Origin of the sequence: Intestinibacillus massiliensis (genome assembly GCF_900155735.1) — a bacterium.
Lineage (GTDB): Bacteria > Bacillota > Clostridia > Oscillospirales > Butyricicoccaceae > Intestinibacillus > Intestinibacillus massiliensis.
In genome coordinates this window covers 162,693-175,141 of the sequence record NZ_LT707049.1, presented here as the reverse complement: position 1 = coordinate 175,141, position 12,449 = coordinate 162,693, and the positions used below count along the sequence as shown (strand labels likewise).

The following is a 12,449-nucleotide window of genomic DNA, read 5'->3' as shown; positions in this document are numbered from 1 at the left end:
GGTCACGTGGATACACCCGCGCGGGCGGTTCTGCATAGTGGAGTATACGCACACGGACGGGCGGCAACTGCGGGAATGCTTTGGGCTGACCCGGGACGGGCTGTTCTTTGCGGAAGACCGCGTGCGGATGCTGCGGGATGGGATATGACGATGGATAAGGAAGGTGGGGGAAATGATAAATACCGGAATGTTCACGAGTAGCACGGATTTGTGGGCAACGCCGCAAGATTTTTTCGATGAACTGGATACTGAGTTTGGTTTTACGCTGGATGCCTGCGCTTTGCCAGAGAACGCCAAATGCGACCAATACTATACGCCAGATCAAGACGGATTGTCGCAACCTTGGAGTGGGACAGTCTGGTGTAACCCGCCGTATGGGAGGCAGGTTGCGCGGTGGGTCGAAAAAGCATCGCACAGTGCAGAAGCAGGCGCAACAGTCGTAATGCTACTACCTGCCCGGACGGATACACGATGGTTTCACCAGTATATATACGGCCACGCAGAGACACGGTTTGTTGCGGGGCGGATTAAATTTGGTGGGGCAAAATATGGTGCTCCATTCCCCAATATGGTGGTAGTTTTCCGGCCTTGCACCCGGCGTGATGAAAATGGAGGCGCGGAGGTGAAGGTGGCTTTGGACACCGAGGAAGGAACAAAGAATGACTAACATGGAAATCATCAATCGCGCCGAAAATATCATACATGACGAGGAGAGATGGCGTGCATTGTCATCGAGCGATGTCGCAACGATAAGTGCCGCCTTGCTAATTGCTCGCGTCCGTGAGTGCGCCTCGACCGAGGCCAACGACCCGCTGACGCTAGAGGGGCTGCGGGGGATGGACGGGGAACCGGTGTGGGTGCAATCCCCTGGTGTGCCAGAATACGGGCGATGGGCGATTGTGACTGGGGTAGACACCGAAGACGGCGAACGAACCTTATACTGCCAGGGCGACTACACCTGCCGCGACTACGGCAAAACGTGGGTTGCTTACCGCCGCCCGCCGGAAGGAGACGAGGAGTGATGACGAGAACCGAGGCGAGAGACTATTTCAGTGAGAAAGGGCTTACATATGCCAGTATCACGATAAAAGACCTGAATTATCTTGAATTGCTGTTGAACGAACAATTTTTGAAGCAGCAAAAGGAGCGTTTACGGACAAGAGATAAGCCGGTTTACTGGCTGCGTGTCAATACTGCTAAATATTATAAAGGCGAGTACACAGAGGCCGGTGGAATGGTCTGTGCCTATATGACTGGGAAGGGGAGATATTTCAATTCCCGTGAAATCATTAGTTTCAACCGCGACGGGTTTATTGGGTTTTGTGGCGATGCGGACGAGCAAAACAGTGTTCCTGTGCTGACTGCGTTTTGCGATTGGTGCGACTGGCTCACCCAGCCTGCGCAGGAGGAGGTGTAGACGATGGAGAGATGCACCTACTTTGAGGGAGGGAAATGGCGGATTCGCCTCGGTGATACTGAATATAGCGGGTCGTGGGTTGACCGCCTCGCCGCCTACGAGGACGCGATTCCGTTTGACAAACTTCCCCGCGCCGCCGAGCTGGTCAAGGCGGATGACAAGGGGCTGTGCATGGTGCTGCCGTGCGAGCCGTCTGCTGTTACAGTCTACCAACTGAGAAGCAAAAAGCACGCCCTTGGCGTCGGTATCAGTCAACGCATTGTTAGCTGTGCAACGGTGTGGGGAGACGGAAATTATGCACTCCACCATCAGGGGGCGGACGACTGCCTTAAAAAGGATTTTGGCAAAACGTGGTTTCTCACCCGCGCCGAGGCAGAGGCGGCTTTAGGAGGTGGAAAGGATGGCTGAACAGATCTCACTATATCTCACTGAGGCCGAGGAGAAGGGCTGCCTTGTTTGCCGTCACTTCTCGGCGTTGAAAGAACCGCGTGAAAGGTCAGACGGCGCGGTGATTTATGGCTACTGCTTTAAGAGTGGAGATAAAGACTATTCCCCTGGTATGGGGAAGGGGTATCCAGTATTTTTGCTTGGTGGAGCAGCGTGCAAGCAGTTCAAGCGGCGTAAAGGTGCGGATCCGCTGACCGGCAAATAACCCCGAGAACCAACAAACCATAGAGGCAACGTTTTAATGGCCGGCCACCTCTCAGACGTGGGAGGGAACTATGGTAACAGCGGAAAAATTAAAAGAAATGCAGGGATACAGCCCGGAGTTTAAACACCATCTTTCGGTATCGAAACTCTACCAGGCGTGTTTGAAAACAGGCTATAAAATCGCAGTATCCTTTTCGGGCGGGAAGGACAGCACTGTACTGCTCGATATCACGGCGCGGGTTTGGTCTAAGAACCGTAAGGATCATGGGGATATCCCGCTGACGGTCGTCTACGCCAATACGAGCAATGAGTTTAGCGGCATGGAGGTATTTGTCCGGCAGTATTGCGCCTATATCGGGCAGAAACATGGGATCGGTATTGACCTGCATGTTGTGCGTGGCGAGCAGACCTATTACGACGTGCTGCGCACAGAAGGGTATCCGGTTGCCAGCAAAAAGACCGCCCGGAAGGTGCGCGAGGTACGGTCATGGCTGCAGGAATCCGGCGTGCAATGGGATGATATCAAAGGCCGCCTGAAAGATGGTATCCAGTCGGCCAATATGCTCCGCGCGATGGGCGCGCCGGATACTGTCGTACTTGACTTGACAGGGATTACGAGCGACAACACGGTTTCAAGGTATAATAAGCTGGCGCTACGGTGGAGGCCGCTGATCACAGCCCCGTTCAAGGTGTCGGAGAAATGCTGCGATATCCTCAAAAAGGCACCGATCAAAATAATTGAACGTGAACTCGGCCTCAGCCCAGTGATCGCCGAAATGGCTTCCGACAGCGAGATACGTAAACATTCGTATTTGCAAACGGGCTGTAATGCCTTCAAGGGCAACCACGTGAAATCAAAACCAATGGGCTTCTGGCGGGAACAAGACGTGCTTTGGTATATCGACAGGTATAAGCTGCCGACAGCGCCGATGTATGGCGACCTGGTGCGGCAAGCGGACGGTACGCTAAAGTTTAGCGGTGAGCAGCGGACAGGCTGTAAGCTGTGCCTGTTTGGGTGCCAATTCGACCCGGAACGGTTGGAGCGCCTTAAGGGGCGGGAGCCGCAGACCGTAGATTTCGCTTTGCGGGGCTTGGCGCAGGGCGGGCTTGGGTACCGGGAGGTCGTTGAGTATATCAATGAGAATTGTAAATGCAAAATGAAGATATGACATCCGGCCTGAGCCGGGGGAGGGATGACAATGGATGATCTGATCAGCCGGGAGGCGATAAAGCAGCGCTTTGAAAATTATCGCGGAGACTGCGAGGAGGCAGGGGATATGTTGTCTGCCCAGGTATTTGCAGACTGTATTGCCGAACTTGATGATACCCCAGCCGTTGACGCTGCGCCGGCGGTGCATGGGCGGTGGGTATGGAGCCCTGAATACTGCAAATGGATATGCTCGGTGTGTGCAGGCCGAGAGGGCGAATGCGAAACACCCGTCTGTAAGTGGTGCGGCGCTCGTATGGGCGAAGGTCGATGACGATGGATAACACCAATGTCAACCACCCGCCACACTACAACACCGGGGACATCGAATGCATAGACGCGATCCGGGCGGCGGTCTCCGGCCTGTCCGGGTTTGAAGGGTTCTGCGCCGGTAATGCGATCAAGTACATCTGGCGCTATAAGCACAAGAACGGTGTGCAGGATATCGACAAGGCGATCTGGTATTTGGAAAGGCTGAAAGGGGTAAAAGAAAGCCGCCCCGGTTAAGGGGCGGCAATCTATTGATGCAAAGCTTTAAGCAATGCAAACATTAATGGCACGCATTTTGCGGCTATTCTTAGGATCGACGTCGCAATCAAAAGTTACCCGCTGTCCCTCGTCGAGGGACTTATAGCCTGCACTCTGGATCGCGGAGAAGTGGACGAACAGGTCTTCGCTGCCGTCGTCATTCTTAATAAATCCAAAGCCCTTATCTGAGTTAAACCATTTTACAGTACCGTTATTCATAAACCAGTACCTCCTAAAAGATGTTATCCGAAATCGTGCAAATAAAAAACCACCGGCGATAAGTCAAAAATGAAAATTGACTTACATCCAGTGGCAATCAACAAGTACATTTAGAATACTTTTTCAGTATATACTTTAAATCCGCAAATAGCAAGCTTTATTTCAAATAAAAAAATAAAAGTTTGAAAAGGAGAAATAAATGAACGCAGTGAAAGACGATGTTATTGAGTTGGTCGGCAAGGAGCTTGCCTCAGCAAACAAGAGGTTCCCGCCGTTCCGCAGCCCACATGAAGGGTATGCGGTGATCCTGGAGGAACTGCAAGAAGCGCAGGATGAGCTTTGCAACAGCATAGTTAATTTTGACCAGGCTTGGGGGCTTATCAAGGCTGACCAGTACCCGTATAGCCATGTACGCCGTTCCTACAATGCCACGGTCGACGCAATTTGCGAGCTGATCCAATATGCGGCGATGCAGCGGAAGTTTTTGGACATGGAGGAGCAAAATGAAGGGGAACATCCATAAACGCCTTTACCGGGAGGACAAGTTTTGTCGCCGGTTCTGCTGCAATCACCACAGGTTAAACGTACTCCGGCATGACAAGCAGCTGGAGCGCAGGGCATGGAGAAGATTTATGGCTAAGGAGGCACGAGGCAATGATTAAGTTCCTGGCAAACTACATTATGGTGTTCTTTAACGCAAGCGTACTGGTCGGATGTATGGCAATATTATTTGCTTTAATCCAGATCGGGGGCTTTATAGCGTACCGTGCGTTAGATAATTGGCTGACGGTCACATATGCAGGGCGGAATATTGTGGACTATATTAAACACCGCAAAGAGTTCAAACGTTGGAAGGAGACGCGCGACAATGGCGAAATTTGAAATTACATATTTTCCGGATGGCACGATGGAAAAAAAGCTGACGTTTATGGGTGAGGAATATGTTTGCCGGAGCACCCCGTTTGAGGATGGCATCTCGACGCAACAGAATCATGATTTTGCTGAACAGTTGGAATCAAACGGGAAATACAAATACAGTGAAAGCCTGCTTGACCTCGTTTATGGTGCGTTTGATGAAATGATCGGGGAATGCCCGCAGGACGCGATCGTCAGGCTGACTGAGGTCGAGGAGGCGCAGGGCGATGACTGATTTCCTAGCAAACCAAAGTAGGGGGTGAAAGGTATGCCCATACACCATCTTTCAGTGGATATTGAAACATATTCATCCGTACCAATTGCGAAATCGGGGCTGTACAAATATGTGCAGTCCCCTGACTTTGAAATACTCCTGCTTGCGTATAGCCTAGACGGCGCGCCGGTTGAAACCCTTGACCTGGCCGCGGGCGCTGCTGTCCCACCCGCGCTGTGGGACGCGTTATGGGACCCGTGCTGTGTCAAGCATGCGTACAACGCCGCGTTCGAATGGTATTGCCTAAGCAAGTGGGCAAAGCTGGAGGATCCCGCCGCGTGGCTCCCGCAGTGGCGCTGCACGATGCTGCACGGGCTCTACTGCGGGTACACCGCCGGCCTGGACGCTACAGGCAAGGCGCTGGGGCTGCCGCAGGAAAAGCAGAAACTTGCCACGGGCAAGGCGCTGATCAAATACTTCTGTACCCCCTGCGCCAAGACCAAAAGCAATGGCGGGCGCACGCGGAACCTGCCGCACCACGACCCTGCGAAATGGGAACTGTTCAAGGAGTATTGCCGGCAGGACGTTGTGACGGAAATGGAGATTGAGCGCCGCCTGTCAGGGTTCCCGGTGCCGGGCTCCGTACAATCAGAATGGGTACGCGACCAAGTGATCAATGCGCGCGGCGTAGCAATGGACCGGGATCTGGTCAGCGGCGCGCTATACTGCGGTGAGACTGCGGCGGAGGCCGCCCTGTCCGAGGCGCGGGAGCTGACCGGCCTAAGCAACCCGAACAGCCGGGAGCAGCTTCTTACATGGCTGCAGGCAAAGGGGGTACCTATAGCAGACCTCCGGGGCGAGACAGTAGAGGACGCGCTGGGGCATGCGGATAGCCTGGATCCGGACGCTGCGCGGGTGCTGGGGCTGCGGCAGGAGCTATCCAAGACCAGCACGAAGAAGTATGACGCCATAGTGTCCGCGATGTGCAGCGACGGCCGCACCCGTGGCCTGCTGCAGTTCTACGGAGCCAACCGCACCGGGCGCTGGGCTGGGCGGCTCGTGCAGGTACAGAACCTGCCACGCACGTACCTGCACGGCGGGATGCTGGATCTCGCGCGTAGCTTGGTGCGCCGGCGTGACCCTGACGCCCTGCGCCTGGTTTATGGCAGCGTATCAGATACTTTATCGCAGCTTGTGCGTACGGCCTTTGTTCCCCGCGCAGGCTGCAGCTTTGTGGATGCTGACTTCTCCGCCATTGAAGCACGCGTAATTGCGTGGCTAGCGGGGGAAGAATGGGTGCTGCAGGTATTCCGGACGCATGGCAGGATTTACGAAGCAGCCGCTTCCCAAATGTTCAGCGTGCCGCTGGAAAGGATCGTAAAGGGCAACCCGGAATACACCCTCCGGCAGAAAGGGAAGGTTGCGACCCTTGCGCTTGGCTACCAGGGCGGATCCGGCGCGCTCGTGGCGATGGGCGCGCTGCGCATGGGGCTTTCCGAGGAGGAGCTCCCCGACATCGTAAGCCGGTGGCGGCAAGCAAACCCAGCCATCGTGCGCTGCTGGAAGGCACTGGAGCAGGCGGCCGTCCAGGCCATAGAGACCGGGAGGGCGTGCACAACGCATGGTCTTGTCTTCGCCCGGGAGGCGGATATAGAAAATGGGCAGGACTTCCTGACCATACTGCTGCCATCCGGCCGGAAGCTGTACTATGCAAAACCCCATCTGGGTATCAACCAGTGGGGCGGGAAAGCGATCAGCTACTACGGCATGAACCAGGCCTCGAAAAAGTGGGAGCCCACAGACACATATGGCGGGAAGATTACGGAGAACTGTGTGCAGGCAATCGCACGTGACTGCCTGGCTGTCAATATCGAACGGCTTGAACAGGCAGGGTACCCGGTTGTGTTCCATATCCACGACGAGGTTGTGCTGGAGGTGGAAAAAGGCCGCGCCGACCTGGATGCAGCCATCAGGATCATGAGTAAGCCGATCACGTGGGCGCCGGGGCTGCCAATGGCGGCTGACGGCTGGGTAGGCGATTACTTTACGAAGGACTAACCACAAGGGAGCGCAGAAGGCATGCAAAATGATAGGACAATAACAATCTCAACCGCCGGCAGCCGGCGCGCGACAGACTGGCAGCCGCAGACGCTGCTGGTCTCAGAGTTGTGGGCACGGCTAAAGACACCCGCACGCGGCAAGGAAACCCTCCAGGCCTACCTTGGTATGAAGAAGGCGCAGCAGGACGGCCTGAAGGACGTTGGCGGGTTCGTGGGCGGCGATGTCCCCGGGCGGCGCAAGAAGGGGAACGTGCGGTGCCGTGACCTTGTGACGCTCGACCTCGACAACCTGCCGCCCGGAAGCACGGGCGAGGTGCTGCGCCGATGTGCCGGCCTCGGCATCGGGTATTGCGTCTACAGTACCCGCAAGCACAGCCCGGACGCACCGCGCCTGCGCATCGTCGTACCAACCGACCGCGCGCTCCAGCCGGACGAGTACGAGCCGGTATGCCGCAAGCTGGCTGAGCTGGTGCAGCCGGAAATGACATGGTTCGACCCGACGACCTTCCAGCTTGAGCGCCTGATGTACTGGCCGTCCTGCTGTGCCGACGGGGAATACATATACGCCGCGGAGGACAAGCCCTTCCTGTACGCCGCCGGCATGCTGGGGCTTTACTCGGACTGGCGCGCGGTCACGTCGTGGCCGGCCGTGCCCGGCGAAGCAAAGCTGCGCGACCGGAGCGCCGCAAAGCAGGGCGACCCTACGGCAAAGGGCGGCGTTGTGGGCGCGTTCTGCCGCATTTATGACGTGCCCGCGGCTATGGATAAGTTCCTGCCCGGCACCTATACAGAAACCGATACCCCCGGGCGCTATACCTTCACAGGAGGCTCTACGGCGGGCGGTGCAGTGCTTTATGACGATGGCAAATTCCTGTACTCCCACCACTCGACAGACCCCTGCAGCGGCGCCCTCGTCAACGCATTCGACCTCGTACGGCTGCACAAGTTCGGGGAGCTGGACGACGCAGCCAAAGAGGGGACGCCGGTCAACCGGCTGCCGTCCCATATCGGGATGTGCGCATTGGCACGCGAGGACCCGGAATGCGCGAAGCTGCTGCAGCTGGAGGCTGGTGAAAGCGCCCTTGCTGACTTCCAAGGTATTGAAGGGCAGGAGGATAAAACTACGCAGGATCTCGCAGCGTTCCTCGGCTCACTGGAAAACAAGGAACTGACGACCAATATTGTGGCGTCGCTCCTGGACGCCTTGGGGATATCATTCCGGTTCGAGGAGGTGTCCCGCGACCTGGAGCTTGGGGGTGTTGGGCACCTCGGGTGGTCACACGAGAACGCGGCAAACAACCTTCCGGTATACCTGCGCGACATATTACGTGCAGCAAAGGTCAAAGGCGCGTCCACAGCGGCGATCGCGGAGTGCCTCGCGGTAATCGCGGATGAACACCGCTATAACGCCGTGCAGAGGATGATTGAAAACGTTGCCTGGGATAATATCGACCGCCTGGAAGGGCTTTATGAAATCGTAGGCGTCACGGATGGGTTCAGCAAGACACTGATCCGGAAATGGCTGATGCAGTGCGTTGCGCTGGCGTTTAACGACGAGGCCGAACCCTACGGGGCAGATGGCGTCCTGGCCTTCCAGGGGCCGCAAGGCCTTGGCAAGACTTCCGTATGCCGGCGGCTGGCGGTATCGGCAAACCTGTTCGTAGAAGGGGCCTGCATTGCATTTAAGAATAAGGATAGCCTGATAAAAGCCACCTCGGCATGGATCGTGGAACTGGGGGAGCTGGAGGCTACCATACGCGACGACAGCGCGCAGCTCAAAGCGTTCATTACTGAGACAAAGGACAACATCCGCCTGCCGTACGGCCGTACAGCGGTCAAGCGCCCCCGCAGGACAAGCTTTTGCGGCACGGTCAACCAGGATGCCTTCTTGCGGGATATCACCGGCAACCGGCGTTTTTGGACAGTGCCTGTCCAGCACATCGACCTGGGCAGGCTGTTCTCCCTGCCGCGGGACTGGTTCATAAAGCTATGGGCGCAGGTTTATGAGATGTGGGGGCTTCTCGGCACGCAAAGTTTCAGGCTGACGCGCAGCGAACAGGAAGCCCTGGAAATACGGAACAAAGGGTTTGCACAGCAGATGCAGTTTGAGCAGGAGATCCTTGACGTTATGGATTTCAGCCTGCCGGAAGGGCAGTGGCGCTGGGTCAGCCCAGCCAGGATTGCGGCGTTTGCCGGGCAGAAGGTGAGCGCCACAAACGTAGGGCTGGTGCTGTCAAAAATAGCGCACGAAGACCCCCGGATGGCACGCAAAAGGCGCAACAAGGGCGTAGCCTACTGGGTGCCCCTCAACCCGACGTATATGGTGTAACGTTTCAGCAAAGGGTACACTCTTGCCCGTGTAGGGTTTACCAAACGGTGCACGAAACGGTGCACCCCATAAAAGTTGTTAGTTTACACACGGGCAGGTAAAAGGCAGGCGGATTTGATGCAAACATGTTATGAAAAACAGTAGTGGTGTATGGTGTACCCTTTCTGTATAAAGTTAAAAATATGGATATATAGAGAGTAATAGAGACATATAATACCCCCCTAAACCCTCAAATAGGGATATATACATATAGGGGAACGCGATACACCCTGCACACAGCGGGCTAAAATTTGAAAGTTTTGGTAAAAAAGGAGGATATTCCGGATGCGTGAAAAAGAAATTGAAGCCTACCTCCGGACGGCGGTACGGGAGGCCGGCGGGGTGGCATTCAAGTTTGTCAGCCCTGGGAATGACGGGGTGCCTGACCGGCTGGTATGCCTGCCCGGTGGCCGCGTGGCCTTCGTCGAACTCAAGGCGCCGGGCAAAGGGCCGCGCCCCCTGCAGATCCACCAGATTGGGCGGCTGAAGCAGCTGGGCTTCCGGGTTGAGGTGATTGACAGCAAAGGGCAGGTTGACGATTTTGTGGAAGGGCTGAAACAGGATGGAATTTGTCCCGCATGAGTACCAGCGGTTCTGTATCGAAAAACTCCTGACTACCCCAGCGGCTGGGCTTTTCCTGGACATGGGGCTGGGCAAGACCGTGACTACGCTGACGGCGGTCAAGGAGCTGAAATATTACCGTTTCCAGGTGTCCAAGGTGCTTGTGATCGCGCCAAAGAAGGTCGCGGAGGCTACCTGGAGCAAGGAGGCGGAGAAGTGGGACCACCTGAAGTGCCTGCGGGTATCCACGGTGCTGGGCAGCCGGGCAAAGCGGGAACGCGCCCTGGCGTGCCCTGCGGATGTGTACGTGATCAACCGGGAAAACACCGAGTGGCTGGTGGACTATTACCGCAACAGCTGGCCGTTTGACATGACGGTGATCGACGAAAGCAGCAGCTTCAAGGATCAGTCGACGAAGCGTTGGAAGGCGCTGAAACGTGTCCGGCCGAAGATACGGCGCATCGTCGAATTGACCGGCACGCCGGCGCCAAATACGCTGATCGACCTTTGGGCGCAGGTATACCTCCTGGACGAAGGGGCGCGGCTGGGGCGCAGCATTGGCGGCTTCCGCGAGCGTTATTTCCTGCCGGACAAGCGCGGCGCGGACAGGGTTTTCACATACAAGCCCAAGATGGGGACAGGGCAGGCGATACAGGACTTGATCGGCGATATCTGCGTGAGCATGAAGGCTGAGGATTACCTGTCACTGCCTGGGCGCGTCAGTGTGAACGTGCCCGTCGTACTGGACGCCAGGGCGCAGCGGGCGTACGACACGATGGAACGGGACATGCTTCTGGAGGTCAACGAGGACACGATTACCGCGGATACAGCCGCCGTCCTGACGGGCAAGCTGCTGCAGCTGGCCGGCGGCGCCGTGTACAACGGGAACCACCAGGCGCAGCTAGTCCACACCTGCAAGGTCGAGGCTTTCCTCGAGCTGGTGGACAGCCTGGCCGGGCAGCCAGCGCTGGTGTTTTACCAGTTCCAGCACGAGCGCGACCGTATCGTCAGCGCGCTGCAGAAGTCCCGGCTGCGTGTCCGGGTGTTTGGCGGGGCACAAGACGCGGAGGATTGGAACAGCCGGCAGGTGGATATCCTGCTTGCCCATCCTGCGAGCACAGCGTACGGCCTGAACCTGCAGCAGGGCGGGCACCATGTCATCTGGTTCGGCCCCACATGGTCGTTGGAACTGTACCAGCAGGCAAACGCCCGCTTGCATAGGCAAGGCCAGGCGGAAGCCGTAATTATCCACCACCTGGTAGTCCAAGGCAGCGTGGATGTTGACGTCATGGCAGCGCTGGACGGGAAAGCCGATACACAGGAGGCCTTGCTGGAGAGCCTCAAGGCAAGGATTGAAAAAGCGAAAGGGGCGGTGAAGTGAGTCAACGCGAAGATTGGTGGGATTACACGAAAAAGATCATCCGGTCATATCCGAGGCTGAAACGGAAGCTGCAGGGCACGGGAAGCCCGGTAGAGCGCGCAGTAGTTGACCGGCTGACGGACAAGGAGCAGCGCCGATATGATGCGGTTGCGGCGGCGATCCGCGAGACCGAGGGCATGAAGAACGGCGCCCACAGGCTCGAGCTGGTGCGCCGGGTATACTGGGATCGCACGCACACGGTAGAGGGCGCAGCACTGCAGGTCCCTACAAGCGCCGCAACGGCATACCGGTGGAATAATCAATTTGTGCGGCTCGTTTCAAAAAAATTGGACTTGCCATGAAAATTGATAAATCACGGCCTATTTAAGAGTTTATACTGGCACCATAGGCAAAGTAAAAAATGCCTAGGGTTCATGACAACCTGCCTCCTTTTTTCCGCCCTTCGGGGCGGATATCACCCGGTTGCCTGCATGAGGGCGAAGGGTGACTGTTGTGATCTTCGCCACAGAGCTTGGCGACGCGAAAGCGGAAGCTGCTAAAGGCCACGGCGGCATGCGAACGTACATGTACAATGCAGGGGGCGATGCGGAGCGTAGCCTCGGCAGCAACGGGTAGATCTCCTGCGGGAGTTCCGACAACAGTTAGCACGCAGTAAGCCTCCCACTATCGGGGAAGTGCCGAGCCGTGCAACATAGCGCGACGAAGAGCATGAACCCGCCGGATTACGCCTTACGGGATGAATGAACGCGGGGGATTATTCAGAGCGCAAAACGGCTTGCAGGTAAGCCGGAAACCTGCGCATACCCCGAAAGGGGTACATGACCGGCGGCAGGTGCGGGAGCCGCGCTGGTGTAAAGGCCTCAATTTCGAGGCGGTTGGAACTGAACGATCAGGTAGTCTCGAGAGGTGCCGTCTTTTCATTTGCGTT

The 12,449-nt window shown here is 56.6% G+C and carries 17 protein-coding genes; 16 read left to right on the top strand and 1 reads right to left on the bottom strand.

What is annotated here, in order from left to right:
• The first annotated feature begins 172 nt into the window (after positions 1-172).
• The 8 genes from CZ203_RS02285 (at position 173) to CZ203_RS02250 (ending at position 3,782) form a co-directional block, all read left to right on the top strand.
• On the top strand, positions 173-667 hold the full coding sequence (locus tag CZ203_RS02285) for a DNA N-6-adenine-methyltransferase (RefSeq protein ID WP_087064465.1): 495 nt from the start codon (positions 173-175) through the stop codon (positions 665-667).
• 94 nt (positions 668-761) lie between these two features.
• Entirely contained in the window at positions 762-1,022 is a 261-nt protein-coding gene (locus CZ203_RS02280; protein WP_143436087.1) for a hypothetical protein, read from the top strand.
• Complete coding sequence (locus CZ203_RS02275; protein ID WP_087064461.1) at positions 1,022-1,417, top strand: hypothetical protein; 396 nt, start codon at positions 1,022-1,024, stop codon at positions 1,415-1,417. Before CZ203_RS02280 ends, CZ203_RS02275 begins: the two co-directional genes overlap by 1 nt.
• A gap of 3 nt (positions 1,418-1,420) precedes the next feature.
• The gene (locus CZ203_RS02270; protein ID WP_087064459.1) at positions 1,421-1,825 is read left to right on the top strand and encodes a hypothetical protein; all 405 of its coding nucleotides are present in this window, start codon (positions 1,421-1,423) and stop codon (positions 1,823-1,825) included.
• Entirely contained in the window at positions 1,818-2,069 is a 252-nt protein-coding gene (locus tag CZ203_RS02265) for a hypothetical protein (protein WP_087064457.1), read from the top strand. Before CZ203_RS02270 ends, CZ203_RS02265 begins: the two co-directional genes overlap by 8 nt.
• Positions 2,070-2,139: 70 nt before the next feature.
• Positions 2,140-3,237, top strand: coding sequence for a phosphoadenosine phosphosulfate reductase domain-containing protein (locus CZ203_RS02260; protein WP_087064455.1), 1,098 nt, complete (start codon positions 2,140-2,142; stop codon positions 3,235-3,237).
• A 30-nt stretch (positions 3,238-3,267) separates the two neighbouring features.
• On the top strand, positions 3,268-3,549 hold the full coding sequence (locus tag CZ203_RS02255; RefSeq protein WP_087064454.1) for a hypothetical protein: 282 nt from the start codon (positions 3,268-3,270) through the stop codon (positions 3,547-3,549).
• A 2-nt stretch (positions 3,550-3,551) separates the two neighbouring features.
• On the top strand, positions 3,552-3,782 hold the full coding sequence (locus CZ203_RS02250) for a DUF3310 domain-containing protein (RefSeq protein ID WP_200809411.1): 231 nt from the start codon (positions 3,552-3,554) through the stop codon (positions 3,780-3,782).
• Positions 3,783-3,809: 27 nt separating this feature from the next.
• Here CZ203_RS02250 and CZ203_RS02245 read toward each other — a convergent pair whose 3' ends face one another.
• The gene (locus CZ203_RS02245) at positions 3,810-4,022 is read right to left on the bottom strand and encodes a cold-shock protein (protein WP_087064452.1); all 213 of its coding nucleotides are present in this window, start codon (positions 4,020-4,022) and stop codon (positions 3,810-3,812) included.
• 199 nt (positions 4,023-4,221) lie between these two features.
• On the opposite strand from CZ203_RS02245, the gene CZ203_RS02240 reads away from it, so the two are divergent.
• The 8 genes from CZ203_RS02240 to CZ203_RS02205 all read left to right on the top strand — a co-directional run bounded on the left by CZ203_RS02240 (position 4,222) and on the right by CZ203_RS02205 (position 11,862).
• Entirely contained in the window at positions 4,222-4,545 is a 324-nt protein-coding gene (locus tag CZ203_RS02240) for a hypothetical protein (RefSeq protein ID WP_087064451.1), read from the top strand.
• A 131-nt stretch (positions 4,546-4,676) separates the two neighbouring features.
• Entirely contained in the window at positions 4,677-4,904 is a 228-nt protein-coding gene (locus CZ203_RS02235; protein ID WP_087064450.1) for a hypothetical protein, read from the top strand.
• The gene (locus tag CZ203_RS02230; RefSeq protein WP_087064449.1) at positions 4,891-5,172 is read left to right on the top strand and encodes a hypothetical protein; all 282 of its coding nucleotides are present in this window, start codon (positions 4,891-4,893) and stop codon (positions 5,170-5,172) included. Before CZ203_RS02235 ends, CZ203_RS02230 begins: the two co-directional genes overlap by 14 nt.
• Before the next feature lie 33 nt (positions 5,173-5,205).
• Positions 5,206-7,209 carry a DNA polymerase gene (locus CZ203_RS02225; protein WP_087064448.1) on the top strand — a complete coding sequence of 668 codons (2,004 nt, stop codon included), beginning with the start codon at positions 5,206-5,208 and terminating at the stop codon, positions 7,207-7,209.
• A 21-nt stretch (positions 7,210-7,230) separates the two neighbouring features.
• Positions 7,231-9,540: a VapE domain-containing protein gene (locus CZ203_RS02220; RefSeq protein ID WP_087064447.1), complete on the top strand. Its 2,310-nt coding sequence runs from the start codon at positions 7,231-7,233 to the stop codon at positions 9,538-9,540.
• Between the two features lie 324 nt (positions 9,541-9,864).
• Positions 9,865-10,161, top strand: coding sequence for a PDDEXK family nuclease (locus tag CZ203_RS02215; protein WP_087064446.1), 297 nt, complete (start codon positions 9,865-9,867; stop codon positions 10,159-10,161).
• A complete protein-coding gene (locus CZ203_RS02210; RefSeq protein WP_087064445.1) occupies positions 10,142-11,521 on the top strand; it encodes an SNF2-related protein in 1,380 nt (459 codons plus the stop codon). Before CZ203_RS02215 ends, CZ203_RS02210 begins: the two co-directional genes overlap by 20 nt.
• The gene (locus CZ203_RS02205; protein WP_087064444.1) at positions 11,518-11,862 is read left to right on the top strand and encodes a hypothetical protein; all 345 of its coding nucleotides are present in this window, start codon (positions 11,518-11,520) and stop codon (positions 11,860-11,862) included. Before CZ203_RS02210 ends, CZ203_RS02205 begins: the two co-directional genes overlap by 4 nt.
• The last annotated feature ends 587 nt before the right edge of the window (positions 11,863-12,449 follow it).

What these genes read in the sequence shown, in the direction of transcription:
- CZ203_RS02245 (WP_087064452.1), bottom strand. Translation starts at nt 4,022, where the DNA reads ATGAATAACGGTACTGTAAAATGGTTTAACTCAGATAAGGGCTTTGGA.
- CZ203_RS02230 (WP_087064449.1), top strand. Translation starts at nt 4,891, where the DNA reads ATGGCGAAATTTGAAATTACATATTTTCCGGATGGCACGATGGAAAAA.
- CZ203_RS02270 (WP_087064459.1), top strand. Translation starts at nt 1,421, where the DNA reads ATGGAGAGATGCACCTACTTTGAGGGAGGGAAATGGCGGATTCGCCTC.
- CZ203_RS02215 (WP_087064446.1), top strand. Translation starts at nt 9,865, where the DNA reads ATGCGTGAAAAAGAAATTGAAGCCTACCTCCGGACGGCGGTACGGGAG.
- CZ203_RS02275 (WP_087064461.1), top strand. Translation starts at nt 1,022, where the DNA reads ATGACGAGAACCGAGGCGAGAGACTATTTCAGTGAGAAAGGGCTTACA.
- CZ203_RS02210 (WP_087064445.1), top strand. Translation starts at nt 10,142, where the DNA reads ATGGAATTTGTCCCGCATGAGTACCAGCGGTTCTGTATCGAAAAACTC.
- CZ203_RS02240 (WP_087064451.1), top strand. Translation starts at nt 4,222, where the DNA reads ATGAACGCAGTGAAAGACGATGTTATTGAGTTGGTCGGCAAGGAGCTT.
- CZ203_RS02260 (WP_087064455.1), top strand. Translation starts at nt 2,140, where the DNA reads ATGGTAACAGCGGAAAAATTAAAAGAAATGCAGGGATACAGCCCGGAG.
- CZ203_RS02235 (WP_087064450.1), top strand. Translation starts at nt 4,677, where the DNA reads ATGATTAAGTTCCTGGCAAACTACATTATGGTGTTCTTTAACGCAAGC.
- CZ203_RS02265 (WP_087064457.1), top strand. Translation starts at nt 1,818, where the DNA reads ATGGCTGAACAGATCTCACTATATCTCACTGAGGCCGAGGAGAAGGGC.
- CZ203_RS02285 (WP_087064465.1), top strand. Translation starts at nt 173, where the DNA reads ATGATAAATACCGGAATGTTCACGAGTAGCACGGATTTGTGGGCAACG.
- CZ203_RS02220 (WP_087064447.1), top strand. Translation starts at nt 7,231, where the DNA reads ATGCAAAATGATAGGACAATAACAATCTCAACCGCCGGCAGCCGGCGC.
- CZ203_RS02250 (WP_200809411.1), top strand. Translation starts at nt 3,552, where the DNA reads ATGGATAACACCAATGTCAACCACCCGCCACACTACAACACCGGGGAC.
- CZ203_RS02225 (WP_087064448.1), top strand. Translation starts at nt 5,206, where the DNA reads ATGCCCATACACCATCTTTCAGTGGATATTGAAACATATTCATCCGTA.
- CZ203_RS02255 (WP_087064454.1), top strand. Translation starts at nt 3,268, where the DNA reads ATGGATGATCTGATCAGCCGGGAGGCGATAAAGCAGCGCTTTGAAAAT.